Raw genomic sequence first — 16,706 nt, 5'->3', positions numbered from 1 at the left:
CGCACGATGTCCCTGACGCAAAGCCTGCTCCTCATCGCCGTCCTCATCGCCGCCAGCGCCTTCTTCTCGCTCGCCGAGATCACCCTGGCCGCCGCGCGCCGCCTGCGGCTGCGCCAGCTGGCCGACGACGGGGACGCGCGGGCGCAGAAGGTGATGCAGATCCAGGAGCAGCCGGGCCACTACTTCACGGTGGTGCAGATCGGCCTCAACGCCATCGCCATCCTGGGCGGCGTGGTGGGCGAAGGCGCGCTCACGCCCTACTTCGCGCAGGTGTTCGAGTGGTGGATGGAGCCCGTGCTGGCGCAGCGGCTGGCCTTCGGCGCGTCCTTCGTGTGCGTGGTGTCGTTGTTCCTGGTCTTTGCCGACCTGTTCCCCAAGCGGCTGGGCATGAACGCGCCCGAGCAGGTGGCCATGCGCCTGGTCGGGCCGATGCAGGTGTGCATCACGCTGCTCAAGCCGCTGGTGTGGCTGTTCATGCGCGGCACGGACATGCTGTTCAGGCTGCTGGGCCTGCCCACGCAGCGCGAGGACACCATCACCTCGGCCGACATCCTGGCCATGACCGAGGCCGGCGCCCAGGCCGGCGTGCTGGCCGCGCGCGAGCAGCAGGTGATCGCCAACGTGTTCGAACTGGACACGCGTCTGGTCAGCAGCGTGATGACCAGCCGCGACCGCATCGCCTGGCTGCACAAGGACGACCCCGAATCGGTGCTGCGCGCACGGATCGTGGCCGAGCCCTTCTCGGCCTACCCGGTGTGTGAAGGAGACATCGACCACGTCCTGGGCTACGTGGACGCCAAGGACATGTTCCACCGCGTGCTCTCGGGCCAGCCGCTGCAGTTCGACAAAGGCCTGCCGCTGCACAAGGCGCTGGTGATCCCGGACCGGCTCACGCTGACCGAGGTGCTGGAGCAGTTCCGCCTGGCCAGCGAGGACTTCGCCATCGTGGTGAACGAATACAGCCTGGTGGTGGGCGTGATCACGCTCAACGACGTGATGAGCACGGTGATGGGCGAGCTGGTGCAGACGCCCGACGACGAGCCGCAGATCATGCGCCGGGACGAGAACTCCTGGCTGGTGGATGGCGTGACGCCGATCGGCGACGTGCAGCGCGCCCTGGACATCGACGAGCTGCCGCATGCCGAGGAGTACGAGACGCTGGCCGGCTTCCTGATGGTGATGCTGCGCCGCGTGCCGCGCCGCACCGACAGCGTGAGCTGGGGCGGCTTCACCTTCGAGGTGATGGACGTGGACAGCCACCGCATCGACCAGGTGATGATCACGCGCGGCGGACCGGCCGCGGCGCCGGGCACGCCGCCGGCCGGCTGAGCCGAAGGCGCGGCGCGCGGCCGAAGCCCTCAGCCCGCGAGGCCCGCAGGCGCGCGGTCGTCGAAGACGTAGTGGCGCTGGTTGGCGAACACCGCGTTCGGGTAGGGCGCGCGGCCGCGGCTGCCGTTGTAGCGGCCCAGCGCCATGAACAGGTCGCCGCGCTCGCGGTCGAGGTAGTGGCGCAGGATCTGGCAGCCGAAGCGCAGGTTGGTCTGCATGTGGAACAGCCGCGCCGGGTCGCCATCGCCGATCACGCGGGTCCAGAAAGGCATGACCTGCATCAGGCCGCGCGCGCCCGCGCTGGAGATGGCGAAGCGGCGGAAGTTGCTCTCGACCTGGATCAGGCCCAGCACCAGGCTCACTTCCAGCCCCGCGCGGCGGCATTCGTACCAGATGGTCTGCAGCAGCTCCAGGCGCTCGCGCCGGTCCGGAATGCGGCGGTACAGGCGGTCGCCCATGGCGCCCAGCCAGCGCAGGTAGCGCAGCCGCGACTCGGTGTCGTTGAATTCCGGAATGGGCGGCGCGGCATTGCGGATGGCCGCCGAGAGCGCGGCGCGCACCGCGTCGGCCAGCGGCTCCTCGAGTTGCGAGCCGGCCTGCGCCAGTCCGGGCAGCGCAGCCAGCGGCAGGGCCGCGCCCGTCGCCAGCCAGCGCCGCCGCGACAGCCGCTGCGCACCCGCGCCCCGGTTCATGCCTGCAGGCGCGCCTTCACGAAGGCGCCCGCTTCGGCCGCCGGCAGCTTGGTCGCAGCCGTGTCGCGGCGGTGCTGGTACTCGACCAGGCCTTCCTTGAGGCCCTTGTCGCCGATGGTGATGCGGTGCGGCACGCCGATCAGTTCCCAATCGGCAAACATGGCGCCGGGGCGTTCGTTGCGGTCGTCCAGGATCACGTCCACGCCTGCGGCCAGCAGTTCGGCATACAGGCGCTCGGCCTCGGCCTTCACGGCCTCGCTGCGGTCCATGCCAATGGGGCACACGACCACGGTGAAGGGCGCGATGGCGTCGGGCCAGATGATGCCGCGCTCGTCATGGTTCTGCTCGACGGCCGCGGCGGGCAGGCGCGTGATGCCGATGCCGTAGCAGCCCATTTCCAGCAGGCGCGGCTTGCCGTCTTCCTCCAGGAAGGTGGCATTCATGGCCTTGCTGTACTTGGTGCCCAGGTAGAACACATGGCCCACCTCGATGCCCCGCTCGATCGCCAGCACGCCCTTGCCGTCGGGCGAGGCGTCGCCCGCCACGACATTGCGGATGTCGGCCACCAGGTCGGGTTCGGCCAGGTCGCGGCCCCAGTTGACACCGGTGATGTGGAAGTCGGGCTCGTTGGCGCCGCAAATCCAGTCGGCCATCACGGCCACTTCGCGGTCGGCCACCACCTTGACCGGCTGCTTGAGCGACAGCGGGCCCAGGTAGCCGGGCTTGCAGCCGAAGTGGTCTTCGATCTCGGCCAGCGTGGCGAAGCGGAAGCCGCCCTCGAAGCCCGGCAGCTTGCCGGCCTTGACTTCATTCAGGTCGTGGTCGCCGCGCAGCAGCAGCAGCCAGACCTGGGCCGGCAGCGCCCGGCCCGCGTCGTCCACGCGGTCGGTGGCCAGCACCAGGGACTTGACGGTGGTCGACAGCGGCACGCCCAGCAGTTCGGCCACTTCGGCGCAGGTGGCCTTGCCGGGCGTGGGTGTCCGGGCCAGGGCCTGGGTGGCGGCCGGGCGCGGACCGGCCGGCGCGAGCGCCTCGGCCTTCTCCATGTTGGCCGCGTAGTCGCTGTCCGGGCAGTAGACGATGGCGTCTTCACCCGTGGCCGCGATCACCTGGAACTCCTCGCTCAGGTCGCCGCCGATCGCGCCGCTGTCGGCGGCCACGGCGCGGTAGCGCAGGCCGAAGCGGTCGAAGGCGGCGCGGTAGGCCTGCGCCATCACCTGGTAGCTGGCCTTGGCCGCTTCGGCATTGCGGTCGAAGCTGTAGGCATCCTTCATGATGAACTCGCGCCCGCGCATCAGGCCGAAGCGCGGACGGCGCTCGTCCCGGAACTTGGTCTGGATCTGGTAGAAATTCCGCGGCAGCTGCTTGTAGCTCTTGATCTCCTGGCGCGCGATGTCCGTCACCACCTCTTCGCTGGTGGGCTGCACCACGAAGTCGCGGTCATGGCGGTCCTGGATGCGCAGCAGCTCGGGGCCCATCTTGTCGAAGCGGCCCGTCTCCTGCCACAGCTCGGCGGGCTGCACCACGGGCATGGTCAGCTCGATGGCGCCGGCCCGGTTCATTTCCTCGCGCACGATGGCCTCCACCTTGCGAATGACGCGCAGGCCCATGGGCATGTAGGTATAGATGCCGGCGCCCAGCTTCTTGATCATGCCGGCGCGGGTCATCAACCGGTGGCTGGCCACCTCGGCATCGGCCGGGGCTTCCTTGAGGGTGGAGACGAGGAATCGGGACGCTTTCATGGGCGCAAGGCTCGCGTGCAGGGGCTGAAAAACAAAGGGCCGCATGTGCACGGCCCTCTCTGGCTCGTGCGGGTGCGCCGGGGGGCGCATCTATGCATAATCGAACCAGTTCAAAAATTGGGGTTTGATTATGCTTGACCGGGACGGCTTCAGGCCCAACGTCGGCATCATCCTGCTCAACCAGAGGAACCAGGTTTTTTGGGGCAAGCGCATCCGCACCCACTCCTGGCAGTTTCCGCAAGGCGGAATCGACCGGGGCGAGACCCCCGAGCAGGCGATGTTCCGCGAGCTGCACGAAGAAGTGGGCTTGCGACCCGAGCATGTGCGCATCGTCGCACGCACGCGCGACTGGCTGCGCTACGAGGTGCCGGACCGTTTCATCCGCCGCGACGCGCGCGGGCACTACAAGGGCCAGAAGCAGATCTGGTACCTGCTGCAGCTGATGGGCCATGACTGGGACCTGAACCTGCGCGCCACCAATCACCCCGAGTTCGACGCCTGGCGCTGGAACGACTACTGGGTGCCGCTGGATGTGGTGGTGGAATTCAAGCGCGGCGTCTACGAGATGGCGCTGACCGAGCTCGCACGCTTCCTGCCGCGCCACGACGCACGCAATCGCTTCCTGCGGGGCGGCACGCGCCAACGGGACACCGAACGTCCGGCGCCCGGCCTGCAGGCCGGCCCTCCCTTCGAACTTCCTCCGGGCGCGAGCTTCGACCCGGACCCCAGCGCGGCCGCTGCGCCGCTGGCAAACCCCCATGTTTCTGACCTCGATCCGCCGGCCCAGGGCCACCGATTTCCTGCGCGCTAGCGCTGCCGCCTGCCTGGCGCTGTGCGCCCTGCAGGCCACGGCCCAGCCGCAGGAAGATGCGCGCCGGCGCATCGAGCGCGATGGCGGACTGGACCACAGCCATTTCGAGCCCAAGGAGTGGAAGGAGGAAGAGGCGCCTCCGCCGCCCGACTTCGACCTGCGCCGGCTGGTGCCGCTGGAGATGCCCCCCTACATGTCGCTGCGCTTCGGCGTGGACCCGAAGACCATGAGCGTGACGGGCGACGGCGTGGTGCGCTATGTGGTGGTCGCCCACCGCGAGGGCACGGACACCGTGAACGCGTTCTACGAGGGCGTGCGCTGCGCCACCGATGAGTACAAGACTTACGCACGCTACAGCGGCGGCCAATGGAACACGGTCACGGCGCCCGAGTGGAAGCGCATCGACGACCGCAACTCGATCTACACCTACCAGCTGGCCAAACAGAGCCTCTGCGCGGGCGGGCGCGCGCCGCGCGGCACGGTGGCGGACATGATCCGCGAGCTGAAGCAGCCGGAGATCCTGCGCTACTGAAACCGAGGGCGGCCGCGCCAGCGCGGTCGCCAGGCCGAGGGCATCGACGCCCTTCAGCCCATCAGCACCATGTTGTCGCGGTGGACCATCTCGGGCTCCGCGACATAGCCCAGCAGCCCTTCGATCTCCGACGAGGCGCGGCGGCACAGCAGCCGCGCCTCGCTGCTCGCGTAGTTGGCCAGCCCACGGGCCAGCTCCAAGCCGGCCTCGTCGCGTACGGCGATCACGTCGCCGCGCGAGAACTCGCCTTCCACGCCGGTCATGCCGATGGGCAGCAGGCTCTTGCCTTCGCCGCGTACCTTGGCCGCGGCCCCCGCATCCACCCGCACGGCGCCGCGCAGCTGCAGATGGTCCGCCATCCAGCGCTTGCGCGCATGATGCTTGGCGGTCTGGGCCACCAGCAGCGTGCCGATGGGCTCGCCGCGCATGAGCCGCAGCAGCACATCGGGCTCGCGGCCCCAGGCAATGACCGTGGAAGCACCCGAGCCTGCGGCGCGCCGCGCAGCCAGGATCTTGGTCAGCATGCCCCCGCGCCCGATGCTGGAGCCGGCGCCGCCGGCCATCGCTTCCAGTGCCGGATCGCCCGCCCGTCCTTCGTGCACGAATTGCGCCTCGGGGTTGCTGCGCGGGTCGGCCGTGTACAGGCCCTTCTGGTCCGTGAGGATGACCAGCGCATCGGCTTCGACCAGGTTCGCGACCAGCGCGCCCAGCGTGTCGTTGTCGCCGAACTTGATCTCGTCGTTGACGACCGTGTCGTTCTCGTTGATCACCGGCACCACACCCAGCGCGAGCAGCGTCAGCAGGGTCGAGCGGGCGTTGAGGTAGCGCTCGCGGTCCGCCAGGTCGGCATGCGTGAGCAGCACCTGCGCGCTGCCCATGCCCTGCTGGCGCAGCTGGCTTTCGTACATCTGCGCCAGGCCCATCTGGCCCACGGCGGCGGCGGCCTGCAGCTCATGGATTTCCTTCGGCCGCGCCGACCAGCCCAGACGCTTCATGCCTTCGGCCACGGCGCCGCTGGACACCATCACCACTTCGCGCCCCTCGCCCACCAGCGCCGCCAGCTGGCGGCACCATTCACCGATGGCGCGCTCGTCGAGCCCGCGCCCTTCGTTGGTCACGAGGCTGGAGCCCACCTTGACCACGATGCGCCGGGCGTCGCGCAGCACGGGGGAAGCAACTGTCTGAGTCATGAGCGGAAAACGAGGGCGGGGTGCTGCACGCGGCCAGCGCCCGCAGGGGCGCGCCGCGAATGCATCAAAGAGGGTCGGAGAAACGGGGGTCGCGCTCGGCCGGCGGCTGGGCGGCCACCTGTTCGGCCTTCACGTGCTGGTAGACGGCCTGCACGAGCGGCTCGCAGCCCTCGCGGGTCAGCGCGGAGATCCGGAACACCGGCCCCTTGAAGCGCAGGCGCCTGACGAAATCCGCCACCCGCGCCTCGCGCTCTTCCGCAGGCACCATGTCCAGCTTGTTGAGCACCAGCCAGCGCGGCTTCTTGTACAGCGCCTCGTCGTACTTCTTGAGCTCGGCCACGATGGCCCTGGCCTGGGCGACCGGATCGACGTTGTCATCGAACGGCGCCAGGTCGACCACGTGCAGCAGCAGCCGCGTGCGCTGCAAGTGGCGCAGGAACAGATGGCCCAGGCCCGCGCCTTCGGACGCGCCTTCGATCAGGCCGGGCAGGTCGGCCACCACGAAGCTTTGTTCCGGGCCGACGCGCACGACGCCCAGGTTGGGGTGCAGCGTGGTGAAGGGATAGTCGGCGATGCGCGGCCGTGCATTGGACACGGCACTGATGAGCGTGGACTTGCCCGCATTGGGCATGCCCAACAGGCCGACGTCGGCCAGCACCTTGAGCTCGAGCTTCAGGCTTTTGCGCTCGCCGGGCCAGCCGGGGGTCTTCTGCCGCGGCGCGCGGTTGATCGAGGACTTGAAGCGCAGGTTGCCGAAACCCCCGTCACCGCCCTTGGCGATGGTGATGGTCTCGCCCGGGGTCAGCAGTTCGAACAGCACCTCGCCCGTCTCGGCGTCGGTGATGACGGTGCCGACGGGCATGCGCAGAGTCACGTCCTGCCCGGCGGCGCCGAACATGTCGGAGCCCATGCCGTGCTGGCCGCGCTTGGCTTCGTGGCGGCGGGCGAAGCGGAAATCGACCAGCGTGTTGAGGTTGGGATCGGCCACGGCCAGCACATGGCCGCCACGCCCGCCGTCACCGCCGTCGGGACCGCCGAACTCCTTGAACTTCTCATGGCGGAACGACACGCAGCCGTTGCCGCCGTCGCCGGCGGCGACATCGATGAAGGCTTCGTCGACGAACTTCATGGGAAACCCAGTTTACAAAGACGGCGCGCGGTGCCGAGCGCCTGAAAGCAGAAAAGCCCCGACGAGCGGGGCTTCGCGTGCATCCGAGCGTGGAACGCTCAGACCGGCGTCACACTGACCGTGTGCTTGTTCAGCGCGCCCTTCGAGCCGAAGGAGATGCGGCCGTCGACCAGCGCGAACAGCGTGTGGTCCTTGCCCACGCCGACGTTCACGCCGGCGTGCATGCGGGTGCCGCGCTGGCGCACGATGATGGAGCCTGCGCTCACCACCTGACCGCCGAAGGCCTTCACGCCGAGCATCTTGGGCTTCGAATCGCGCCCGTTTCGCGTAGAGCCGCCGCCTTTTTTCTGTGCCATGGTGTCTTGCTCCAGTTAGCCGGCGATCGCACCGATCTGCAGTTCGGTGAACTGCTGGCGATGGCCTTGACGTTTCTGATAGTGCTTGCGACGACGCAGCTTGAAGATGCGCACCTTGTCGTGCTTGCCGTGCGCCACGACCGTGGCCGTGACGGTGGCGCCGGACACCAGGGGCGTACCGACCTTGATCTCAGCGCCGTTGCCGACGGCCAGAACCTGGTCGATCACGATCTCCTGGCCAACGTCCGCAGCAATCTGTTCTACTTTGATTTTTTCGCCGGAAGCAACGCGATACTGCTTGCCGCCGGTTTTTATGACCGCGTACATAGATACCTTTCGGATCTCTCGAAGATAGTCCTCGCGGCGAATTCCGCGAAGCCCTCCATGTTAGCACGGCTCGCCCGGCCGTGCACGTGCGGCCTGCCGCGAGAACACCGCTCCCTATAATTGCGCGCGATTGTCCGCACTCGCGCCCCTGCGCGCTCCTACCCTTGCCAGCCCCCCAAGAAGACCTGTCCACCACCGCTGCCGTCCTGCGGCTCGTCGCCGACGACATGGCCGAAGTCGATCAGGTGATCTCGGCCCGGCTGTCCACCGGGGTGCCGCTGGTGAGCCAGGTCTCGCGCTACATCATTGCCGCCGGCGGCAAGCGCCTGCGCCCCACCCTTTTGCTGCTGATGAGCGGCGCACTGGGCTACCGGGGGCGCCAGCATTTCAACCTGGCGGCAGTGGTCGAGTTCATCCACACCGCCACGCTGCTGCACGACGACGTCGTGGACGAGTCCACCCTGCGGCGCGGCCGCCCGACGGCCAACGAATCCTTTGGCAATGCCGCCAGCGTGCTGGTCGGCGACTTCCTCTATTCGCGCGCGTTCCAGATGATGCTGGAGGCGCAGGACATGCGCGTGATGGAGATCCTGGCCGAAGCCACCAACGTCATCGCCGAAGGCGAGGTGCTGCAGCTCATGAACATGGGCGACGCCTCGCTGGACGAGACGGCCTACCTGCAGGTCATCCGATCCAAGACGGCCAAGCTCTTCGAGGCCAGCACGCGCCTGGCCGCGGTGCTGGCAGGCAGCTCCCGCGATGTCGAGGAGGCGTGCGCCACCTACGGCCAGGCCATCGGAACGGCCTTCCAGGTGATCGACGACCTGCTGGACTACGAAGGCGACGCCGCCGAAACCGGCAAGAACGTGGGGGACGATCTGCGCGAAGGCAAGACCACGCTCCCGCTCATCCTGGCTATGCGGCGCGCCCAGCCGGACGAAGCCGCGGTGGTCCGGCATGCGATCGAGCAGGGGGACGTCGGACAGCTGCCGCGGATCGTGGAGATCGTGCGCCGCAGTGGCGCCCTGCAAGCCACGCGGGAGGCCGCCGCCGCAGAGGCTCAGCGCGCGATCGAGGCCTTGAACGCACTGCCGCGCAACAGGCACGCCGAAGGTTTGCTACAATTAGCGGCTCAGCTGCTTCAGCGCCGCGCTTGACGCCATCACGGCGTGACATTCGTGGCCGCTTGCAAGCGGCAAAGCAATCGGGGTGTAGCTTAGCCTGGTAGAGCGCTACGTTCGGGACGTAGAGGCCGGAGGTTCGAATCCTCTCACCCCGACCATGTGAACACGCATGGTTTAGTTTGTGATCAGTGAATGCCAACTGCTTCGCAAACTGTTGCTGACGCGGCATTTACAGCCCCCCCTGCTTCGGCGATGATCGTGAATCACTTTTCACGTCTAGTTACAAGCGCCGCATGGCAGCCGCCGACCCCATTACCAAAGAAAACACCGCCGTCGCTCTGCCAGGCTTGGCACGCGCGCTGATTTCTGCGGGCAAGCTCCAGGTCAGGGCGGCCGAAGAGATCTACCAGAAGTCGCGCACGGCGCGCACGAGTTTCATCGCCGAGCTGACGGGCACGGGCGCGGTCTCGGCAGCCGATCTGGCCCACACGCTGTCCAGTGCGTTCGGCGCGCCGCTGCTGGACCTGGATGCGGTCGACCCCCAGCGCCTGCCCAAGGACCTGCTCGACGCCAAGCTGTGCCTGGCCTACCGCATCGTGGTGCTGGGCAAGCGCAGCAACCGGCTGATCGTGGCCACGGCGGATCCGACGGACCAGCAGGCCAGCGACAAGATCAAGTTCACCTCGCAGATGGGCGTGGACTGGGTGATCGCCGAGTACGACAAGCTGTCGCGCCTGGTGGAAGCGGCTGCGACCAGTACCAGCGAAGCCGTCGACAGCATGGTCGGCACCGACTTCGAGTTCGACGACCTGGCTTCGGGGGAGACCAACGAAGTCAGCGAGCAGGCCGTCGCGGAAGTGGAGGACGCACCCATCGTGCGCTTCCTGCACAAGATGCTGATCGACGCCTTCAACATGAAGGCATCGGACATCCACTTCGAGCCCTACGAGCACAACTACCGCGTGCGATTTCGCGTCGACGGGGAATTGCGGGAAATTGCCAGTCCGCCGGTGGCCATCAAGGACAAGCTGGCCTCGCGCATCAAGGTCATCTCGAAACTGGACATCTCGGAGAAGCGTGTGCCCCAGGACGGGCGCATGAAGCTCAAGATCGGCCCCGAGCGCGTGATCGACTTCCGCGTCAGCACGCTGCCCACGCTCTTCGGCGAGAAGATCGTGATCCGGATTCTGGACCCCAGCAGCGCCAAGCTGGGGATCGACGCACTGGGCTATGACGCGGACGAGAAGGAACGGCTGATGACCGCCATCGGGCGGCCCTACGGCATGATCCTGGTGACGGGCCCCACCGGTTCGGGAAAGACGGTGTCGCTGTACACCTGCCTGAACCTGCTCAACAAGGCGGGCGTGAACATCGCGACCGCGGAAGACCCTTCCGAAATCAACCTGCCGGGCGTCAACCAGGTCAACGTCAACGAGAAGGCCGGCTTGACCTTCGCCGTGGCGCTCAGGTCCTTCCTTCGCCAGGATCCCGACATCATCATGGTGGGCGAAATCCGCGACCTGGAGACGGCGGACATTTCGATCAAGGCGGCCCAGACCGGGCACCTGGTGCTGTCCACGCTGCACACCAACGATGCCCCGACGACGTTGACGCGGATGCGCAACATGGGCATTGCCCCCTTCAACATCGCGTCCAGCGTCATCCTCATCACCGCGCAACGCCTGGCGCGCCGCCTGTGCGCGCAATGCAAAGTGCCCACCGACATCCCGCAGCAGGCCCTGCTGGACGCCGGCTTCAAGGACACGGAGCTGGACGGCAAGTGGAAGCCCTACAAGGCCGTCGGCTGCCCGGCCTGCAACAACGGCTACAAGGGCCGGGTCGGCATCTACCAGGTGATGCCCATCAGCGAGGAGATCCAGAAGATCATCCTTCGCGATGGGAGTGCGCTCGAAATCGCGGCGCAAGCCGAGAAGGAAGGCGTGCGCTCCCTGCGGCAGTCCGGCCTGCAGAAGGTCATGCAAGGCGTGACCTCGCTCGAGGAAGTGCTGGGCGTCACCAACGAATAACGCGCATCGGAGAAGAGATCGCCATGGCCACCGCCGCACGCACCAGCAGCACGCGCACCAGCAGGAGCAACAGCGCCAGCAGCAAGGAAACCATCTACGAATGGGAAGGGCGCGACCGCAACGGCAAGGTCGTGCGCGGCGAGATGCGCGCCGCCGGCGAGAACCAGATCCAGGCCAGCCTGCGCCGCCAGGGGATTCTGGTCACCAAGATCAAGAAGCGCCGCATGCGCTCGGGCAAGGCGATCAAGCCCAAGGACATCGCGATCTTCACGCGCCAGCTGGCCACCATGATGAAAGCCGGCGTGCCTCTGCTGCAGGCCTTCGACATCGTGGGTCGCGGCAACGCGAACGCCAACGTCACGCGCTTGCTGAACGACATCCGCTCGGACGTGGAGACCGGCACTTCCCTCTCGGCAGCCTTCCGGAAGTTCCCCAAGTATTTCGACAGCCTGTACTGCAACCTGATCGAGGCCGGCGAGGCCGCCGGTATCCTGGAAGACCTGCTGGACCGCCTGGCGACCTACATGGAGAAGACCGAGGCCATCAAGTCCAAGATCAAGTCGGCGCTGATGTATCCGACCTCGGTGGTCGTGGTTGCTTTCGTGGTGGTCGCGATCATCATGATCTTCGTGATCCCGGCCTTCAAGGAAGTGTTCACGTCCTTTGGGGCGGATCTGCCGGCGCCGACCCTTTTCGTGATGGCCGTCAGCGAGTTCTTCGTTTCCTATTGGTGGCTGATCTTCGGCGTGATCGGTGGAGGCCTGTATTTTTTCCTTCAGGCCTGGAAGCGCAGCGAGAAGGTTCAGCGTGTCATGGACCGGCTGTTGCTGCGCATGCCGATCTTCGGTGATCTGATCAACAAGTCCTGCATCGCGCGCTGGACGCGCACGCTGTCGACCATGTTCGCGGCCGGCGTCCCGCTGGTCGAAGCATTGGACTCGGTGGGAGGCGCTTCGGGCAACACGGTCTACGCCGACGCCACCATCAAGGTGCAGCAGGAAGTGTCCACCGGCACCAGCCTCACCACGGCCATGACCAATGCCCAACTGTTCCCGTCCATGGTGCTGCAGATGACCGCCATCGGCGAGGAGTCCGGTTCCATCGACCACATGCTGGGCAAGGCCGCCGACTTCTACGAGCAGGAAGTCGACGACATGGTCGCGGGCCTTTCCAGCCTGATGGAGCCCATCATCATCGTGTTCCTGGGCACCTTGATCGGCGGCATCGTGGTGTCCATGTACCTGCCCATCTTCAAGCTCGGCCAGGTCGTCTGATGATGCAGGCTTGGCTCGACGCCGCCGTGGGCGGCGTGCTCGGCCTGCTGGTCGGCAGTTTTCTCAACGTCGTCATTCACCGGCTGCCGCGCATGATGTATCGCGACTGGCTGCGCGATGCCGCAGGCAACCTGGCGCCGATACCCGATGTGCCGAGCCTGTGGCGCCTGGTGATGGGCCCATCCGCCCCCGCCCCGCAGGGGCTGGAAACGGCGGCCGCCGAGGCGCTGGCCGCCGTCGACAGGCTCGAGCCGCTGACGCTGTCGCGCCCAGCCTCCCGCTGTGGCCAATGCGGCACGCCGATCCGCTGGTACCAGAACGTGCCGCTGCTGAGCTTTGCCCTGCTGCGCGGCCGTTGCGGCAGTTGCAGCCAAGGCATCGGCTGGCGCTACCCGGCGGTCGAACTCGCAGCGGGCCTGCTTTTCGCCCTGTGCGCCTGGCGCTGGGGCCTGACCCCGCCGGCCGCGCTCTGGGCAGCCTTCTGTGCCCTCCTGGTCTGCCAGTTCATGATCGACCTGGACACGCAGCTGCTGCCCGACTCGCTCAATTACCTGCTGTTGTGGCTCGGCCTGCTCGGATCGGCCCTGGGCTGGACCGGTGTGCCGGTTTCCTCGGCCCTCTGGGGCGCGGCGCTGGGCTACCTGAGCCTGTGGAGCATCTTCCACCTCTATCGCCTGGCGACCGGCAAGGAAGGCATGGGCTATGGCGACTTCAAGCTGCTGGCGGCGCTCGGCGCCTGGTTCGGCGCCGATTTCCTGGTCGCCATCGTGCTCGCCTCGTCGCTGGTCGGCGCGATCCTGGGCGGCGCCCTGCTGCTGGCAGGCCGGCTGGCACACAAGGACATCCCGATCTCCTTCGGCCCTTTCCTGGCCGGGGCCGGCCTGCTGTGCCTGGTCGTGGGGCCGGACACGCTGCGCGCTTCGGTTCCCTTCGCCTTTCCGCTGGTCGCGCTGGGCCACTGACATGCCGGCGGCGCCACGCATCGGGCTCACCGGCGGCATCGGCAGCGGCAAGAGCACCGTGGCCGCGCTGTGGGTGCAGCGCGGAGCGACCCTGGTCGACACCGACGCCATCGCACGCCGCATCACCCTGCCTGGCGGCGCCGCCATCGCCCCGCTGACCCGGGCCTTCGGCCCGGCCGTCGTCGATGCCACCGGCGCCATGGACCGCCAGGCCATGCGCGAGAAGGTTTTCCGCGACCCCGAGGCCAAGCGCCAGCTCGAAAGCATCCTGCACCCCTTGATCGGCGAAGCGTGCGAAGCGCAGGCGCGCCAGGCCACCGGCCCGGTGCTGTTCGACATTCCGCTGCTGGTGGAGTCCGGCCGCTGGCGGCCGCGGCTGCACCGGATCCTGGTGGTCGAAGCCGAGGCGCAGACGCAGATCCAGCGCGTGATGGCACGCTCCGGCTGGCCGCGCGAGACGGTGGAGCAGGTCGTGGCCCAACAGGCCACGCGTGCCGCGCGCCGCGGCGCCGCCGACGGCATCATCCACAACGAGGGCAAGTCGCTGGCAACCCTTGACGGGGAAGTGGCGCTGTTGTGGGCGCGCTGGGTGGGCGCGCGATAATCCGCCGCTGCCCCCGCGCGTGCCGCCTGCTCTGGCGGCTCAGAGACTCGTTCCCACCGCGTGCCTGCCACGCGCCTCGTCTCATCCACGATGCTGTTCAATTCCTACGCGTTCATCTTCGCCTTCTTTCCGATCGTCCTGTTCGGTTTCTTCCTGATCGGATGGCGCAACACGCGGGCAGCCGCTGGATTCCTGGGCCTGGCCTCCCTCTTCTTCTACGGTTACTGGAGCCTCGAAGCCCTGCCGCTGCTGCTGGCCTCGATCTGCTGGAACTACTGGTTCGGCCTGCGGCTGACGCCGCAGGAAGGACGCACCGACAAGGGCCGCAAGCGCCTGCTGATCGCCGCGCTCGTGCTGAACCTGAGCGTGCTGGGCATCTTCAAGTACGCCGACTTCTTCATCAGCAGCGTCAATGCCGGGCTCACCGCGGCGCGCATCGAGCCGCTGCCGCTGCTGCACCTGATCCTGCCGATCGGCATCTCCTTCTACACCTTCACGCAGATCGCCTTCCTGGTGGACTGCTGGCAGGGCAAGGTGCGCGAGCGCAGCTTCGTGCACTACGTGCTCTTCGTCACCTACTTCCCGCACCTGATCGCGGGCCCCGTGCTGCACCACGCGCAGATGATGCCCCAGTTCGCCAATCCGGCCACCTACCGCATCAACCCCGACAAGGTGGCGCTGGGTCTGGCGATCTTCAGCTTCGGCCTGGCCAAGAAGCTGCTCATCGCCGACAAGATGGGCGAGTACGCCGACATGTTCTTCAACGGCGTGGCCGGCGGCACCCTCCCCACCGTCATCAGTTCGTGGCTGGGCGTGCTGGCCTACACGCTGCAGATCTATTTCGACTTCTCGGGCTATTCCGACATGGCCGTGGGCCTGTCGCTGTGCTTCGGCATCTGGTTGCCGTTGAACTTCAATTCGCCCTACAAGTCCACCAGCATCATCGACTTCTGGCGCCGCTGGCACATCTCGCTGTCGACCTTCCTGCGCGACTACCTCTACATCCCGCTGGGCGGCAACCGCAAGGGCGAAGCGCGGCGCTACATCAACCTGTTCCTGACCATGCTGCTCGGTGGCCTCTGGCACGGCGCCGCCTGGACCTTCGTGGTCTGGGGCGCATTGCACGGCTTCTACCTGACCATCAACCACCTCTGGAACCAGTTCGTGCGCAAGGGCAGGAAGCCCAGCCGCTGGACGGTGCCGCTGCGCTGGGCGCTCACCTTCCTGTGCGTGATGATCGCCTGGGTGGTCTTCCGCGCCGACAGCATGGCCACAGCGCTGCACATCTACAAGGGCATGCTGGGCCTGAACGGCGTCTCGCTGTCGGCCTTCTCCGAATTCGCCATCCCCTACCGCAAGCCCGAGTTCTTCCAGACCGCGCTGCTGGCGATGGTGATCGTGCTGGCCCTGCCGCCCACCATCTCGCTGCAGCGCTGGGTGCCCGCCATCCCGCGCCTGGCCGCCCGTCCGCATCTGAGCGCGGCCGCGACCATCGGCATGGCGGTCTTCACCGTCGTGCTGATGGGCCTGTCGATCTCGAAGCTGGGCACCTACAGCCCCTTCCTCTATTTCCAGTTCTGAGATGCGTCCTGCCAAGCTCTGGCTCAGCATCTTCTGCGCCGGCGCCGTGGTCATCACGGCGCTGCTCATCGTCACGCTGTTCACGCCCGTGCCCACGGGCGCACTCACGCGCATCGCGCAGATTTCCGAGCACCAGTTCCAGGGCCGCGCGCCCGAGCCGGACATTGCGCTGTCGCTGATCCGGCAATCGCCCATCGAAGAGGCCGACATCCTGGTCGTGGGCGACAGCTTCAGCAACTATTTCGCGTGGCAGACCGAACTCGTGGCCGCGGGCTACCGCGTGGCCACCACGCACTGGGACTGGGTCGGCCCGGTCTGCGAAGACTTCGCGCCCTGGCTGCAGGCCCAGGGCTTTCGCGGCCGGCTGGTGATCCTCGAAAGCATCGAATACCTCATGCCCGAGCGGCTGGACGCCATGCGCGGCTGCACCTCGATGGGTACGCGCCCGCTCAAGCTTTCGCCGCCGCCGCACGTGAGCCCCTCGCCCCCGCCGCCCGTGCCCGCGCTCAACACCCAGGCGCGCCTGATGAATGGCGTAACGACCTGGCGCCACACGCGCCGCATCGAGGCCGCACACGACGTGCTCGTCTTCGACGCGGGCCGCCTCGGCGCCTCGGTGTTCATGAGCCCGCTCGACAAGGGCTGCGAGCAGTTCAGCCATCGGCTGTGCGAGAAGAACCTCTTCCTCGTCATGGACCGCACCAGCCCCGAACTGCAGCCGGCCGACGCGGAGTTCATGTACCGCTTCGCCGAGCGCTCCGCGCCGATCCAGGTGGGATGGATGATGATCCCCAACAAGACCACGGTCTATCTGGACACGCAGCGCGCACAGGGCTTCGCGCAGCGCGCGCGCGAACTGGCCATCGGTCCCGACCTCTTCGCGCTGGCCCAGAAAGGCCGGCACGAGATGCGCGACCTCTACTGGCCCAACGACAACCACTGGTCCATGAAGGGCCAGCTCTACTTCGGCCGCCACATGCTGGACTACGTGCGCAGCATCCTCGGGGCACCCGCGCCGCGCTGACC

General features: G+C 67.4%; 16 protein-coding genes and 1 tRNA gene. 11 read left to right on the top strand and 6 right to left on the bottom strand.

Annotated features, from left to right (window positions below):
- The first annotated feature begins 6 nt into the window (after positions 1-6).
- Positions 7-1,329 carry a hemolysin family protein gene (locus LG388_RS16590; protein WP_225783844.1) on the top strand — a complete coding sequence of 441 codons (1,323 nt, stop codon included), beginning with the start codon at positions 7-9 and terminating at the stop codon, positions 1,327-1,329.
- Positions 1,330-1,358: 29 nt separating this feature from the next.
- Here the strand turns inward: LG388_RS16590 and LG388_RS16585 are convergent, their stop codons facing one another.
- Together LG388_RS16585 and LG388_RS16580 are read right to left on the bottom strand one after the other, a co-directional pair.
- Positions 1,359-2,021 carry a lytic transglycosylase domain-containing protein gene (locus tag LG388_RS16585; protein ID WP_225783843.1) on the bottom strand — a complete coding sequence of 221 codons (663 nt, stop codon included), beginning with the start codon at positions 2,019-2,021 and terminating at the stop codon, positions 1,359-1,361.
- Positions 2,018-3,763 (bottom strand): proline--tRNA ligase, encoded by a 1,746-nt coding sequence (locus LG388_RS16580; protein ID WP_225783842.1) that lies wholly within the window; start codon positions 3,761-3,763, stop codon positions 2,018-2,020. The genes LG388_RS16585 and LG388_RS16580 overlap by 4 nt, the downstream gene beginning before the upstream one ends.
- Positions 3,764-3,893: 130 nt before the next feature.
- Between LG388_RS16580 and LG388_RS16575 the strand changes: the two genes are divergently transcribed.
- Together LG388_RS16575 and LG388_RS16570 are read left to right on the top strand one after the other, a co-directional pair.
- Positions 3,894-4,574, top strand: coding sequence for an RNA pyrophosphohydrolase (locus tag LG388_RS16575; protein ID WP_225784405.1), 681 nt, complete (start codon positions 3,894-3,896; stop codon positions 4,572-4,574).
- Positions 4,522-5,106 carry a CNP1-like family protein gene (locus tag LG388_RS16570; RefSeq protein WP_225783841.1) on the top strand — a complete coding sequence of 195 codons (585 nt, stop codon included), beginning with the start codon at positions 4,522-4,524 and terminating at the stop codon, positions 5,104-5,106. The genes LG388_RS16575 and LG388_RS16570 overlap by 53 nt, the downstream gene beginning before the upstream one ends.
- A 53-nt stretch (positions 5,107-5,159) precedes the next feature.
- Here LG388_RS16570 and proB read toward each other — a convergent pair whose 3' ends face one another.
- From proB to rplU, 4 genes are all read right to left on the bottom strand, one after another.
- Positions 5,160-6,296: a glutamate 5-kinase gene (gene proB, locus LG388_RS16565; RefSeq protein ID WP_225783840.1), complete on the bottom strand. Its 1,137-nt coding sequence runs from the start codon at positions 6,294-6,296 to the stop codon at positions 5,160-5,162.
- A gap of 64 nt (positions 6,297-6,360) precedes the next feature.
- Positions 6,361-7,425 carry an Obg family GTPase CgtA gene (gene obgE / locus LG388_RS16560; protein WP_225783839.1) on the bottom strand — a complete coding sequence of 355 codons (1,065 nt, stop codon included), beginning with the start codon at positions 7,423-7,425 and terminating at the stop codon, positions 6,361-6,363.
- Between the two features lie 98 nt (positions 7,426-7,523).
- Positions 7,524-7,781: a 50S ribosomal protein L27 gene (gene rpmA / locus LG388_RS16555; protein ID WP_225783838.1), complete on the bottom strand. Its 258-nt coding sequence runs from the start codon at positions 7,779-7,781 to the stop codon at positions 7,524-7,526.
- A gap of 15 nt (positions 7,782-7,796) precedes the next feature.
- Positions 7,797-8,108 carry a 50S ribosomal protein L21 gene (gene rplU / locus LG388_RS16550; RefSeq protein ID WP_225783837.1) on the bottom strand — a complete coding sequence of 104 codons (312 nt, stop codon included), beginning with the start codon at positions 8,106-8,108 and terminating at the stop codon, positions 7,797-7,799.
- 164 nt (positions 8,109-8,272) lie between these two features.
- Between rplU and LG388_RS16545 the strand changes: the two genes are divergently transcribed.
- The 8 genes from LG388_RS16545 (at position 8,273) to LG388_RS16510 (ending at position 16,704) form a co-directional block, all read left to right on the top strand.
- Entirely contained in the window at positions 8,273-9,265 is a 993-nt protein-coding gene (locus LG388_RS16545) for a polyprenyl synthetase family protein (protein ID WP_225783836.1), read from the top strand.
- Between the two features lie 48 nt (positions 9,266-9,313).
- Positions 9,314-9,390: transfer RNA gene (locus LG388_RS16540), tRNA-Pro, on the top strand.
- Positions 9,391-9,525: 135 nt separating this feature from the next.
- Positions 9,526-11,259, top strand: a complete 1,734-nt coding sequence (gene pilB / locus LG388_RS16535; RefSeq protein ID WP_225783835.1) for a type IV-A pilus assembly ATPase PilB — start codon at positions 9,526-9,528, stop codon at positions 11,257-11,259.
- 23 nt (positions 11,260-11,282) lie between these two features.
- On the top strand, positions 11,283-12,533 hold the full coding sequence (locus LG388_RS16530) for a type II secretion system F family protein (protein WP_225783834.1): 1,251 nt from the start codon (positions 11,283-11,285) through the stop codon (positions 12,531-12,533).
- A complete protein-coding gene (locus LG388_RS16525) occupies positions 12,530-13,495 on the top strand; it encodes an A24 family peptidase (protein ID WP_370630208.1) in 966 nt (321 codons plus the stop codon). Before LG388_RS16530 ends, LG388_RS16525 begins: the two co-directional genes overlap by 4 nt.
- A 1-nt stretch (position 13,496) precedes the next feature.
- Positions 13,497-14,099 carry a dephospho-CoA kinase gene (gene coaE / locus LG388_RS16520; RefSeq protein WP_225783832.1) on the top strand — a complete coding sequence of 201 codons (603 nt, stop codon included), beginning with the start codon at positions 13,497-13,499 and terminating at the stop codon, positions 14,097-14,099.
- A 90-nt stretch (positions 14,100-14,189) separates the two neighbouring features.
- Positions 14,190-15,680, top strand: coding sequence for an MBOAT family protein (locus LG388_RS16515; RefSeq protein WP_225783831.1), 1,491 nt, complete (start codon positions 14,190-14,192; stop codon positions 15,678-15,680).
- A 1-nt stretch (position 15,681) separates the two neighbouring features.
- On the top strand, positions 15,682-16,704 hold the full coding sequence (locus tag LG388_RS16510; protein WP_225783830.1) for a hypothetical protein: 1,023 nt from the start codon (positions 15,682-15,684) through the stop codon (positions 16,702-16,704).
- Positions 16,705-16,706 lie beyond the last annotated feature (2 nt).

It is taken from the genome of Xenophilus sp. Marseille-Q4582 (genome assembly GCF_916700565.1).
Lineage (GTDB): Bacteria > Pseudomonadota > Gammaproteobacteria > Burkholderiales > Burkholderiaceae_C > Xenophilus.
This window is presented reverse-complemented; position numbering and strand designations above follow the sequence as displayed.

Bases quoted from the DNA above. Each gene is read 5' to 3' on its own strand.
- pilB (WP_225783835.1), top strand. From the start codon at position 9,526: ATGGCAGCCGCCGACCCCATTACCAAAGAAAACACCGCCGTCGCTCTG.
- rpmA (WP_225783838.1), bottom strand. From the start codon at position 7,781: ATGGCACAGAAAAAAGGCGGCGGCTCTACGCGAAACGGGCGCGATTCG.
- LG388_RS16515 (WP_225783831.1), top strand. From the start codon at position 14,190: ATGCTGTTCAATTCCTACGCGTTCATCTTCGCCTTCTTTCCGATCGTC.
- LG388_RS16570 (WP_225783841.1), top strand. From the start codon at position 4,522: ATGTTTCTGACCTCGATCCGCCGGCCCAGGGCCACCGATTTCCTGCGC.
- coaE (WP_225783832.1), top strand. From the start codon at position 13,497: ATGCCGGCGGCGCCACGCATCGGGCTCACCGGCGGCATCGGCAGCGGC.
- LG388_RS16530 (WP_225783834.1), top strand. From the start codon at position 11,283: ATGGCCACCGCCGCACGCACCAGCAGCACGCGCACCAGCAGGAGCAAC.
- LG388_RS16510 (WP_225783830.1), top strand. From the start codon at position 15,682: ATGCGTCCTGCCAAGCTCTGGCTCAGCATCTTCTGCGCCGGCGCCGTG.
- LG388_RS16590 (WP_225783844.1), top strand. From the start codon at position 7: ATGTCCCTGACGCAAAGCCTGCTCCTCATCGCCGTCCTCATCGCCGCC.
- LG388_RS16585 (WP_225783843.1), bottom strand. From the start codon at position 2,021: ATGAACCGGGGCGCGGGTGCGCAGCGGCTGTCGCGGCGGCGCTGGCTG.
- LG388_RS16580 (WP_225783842.1), bottom strand. From the start codon at position 3,763: ATGAAAGCGTCCCGATTCCTCGTCTCCACCCTCAAGGAAGCCCCGGCC.
- rplU (WP_225783837.1), bottom strand. From the start codon at position 8,108: ATGTACGCGGTCATAAAAACCGGCGGCAAGCAGTATCGCGTTGCTTCC.
- LG388_RS16575 (WP_225784405.1), top strand. From the start codon at position 3,894: ATGCTTGACCGGGACGGCTTCAGGCCCAACGTCGGCATCATCCTGCTC.
- obgE (WP_225783839.1), bottom strand. From the start codon at position 7,425: ATGAAGTTCGTCGACGAAGCCTTCATCGATGTCGCCGCCGGCGACGGC.
- proB (WP_225783840.1), bottom strand. From the start codon at position 6,296: ATGACTCAGACAGTTGCTTCCCCCGTGCTGCGCGACGCCCGGCGCATC.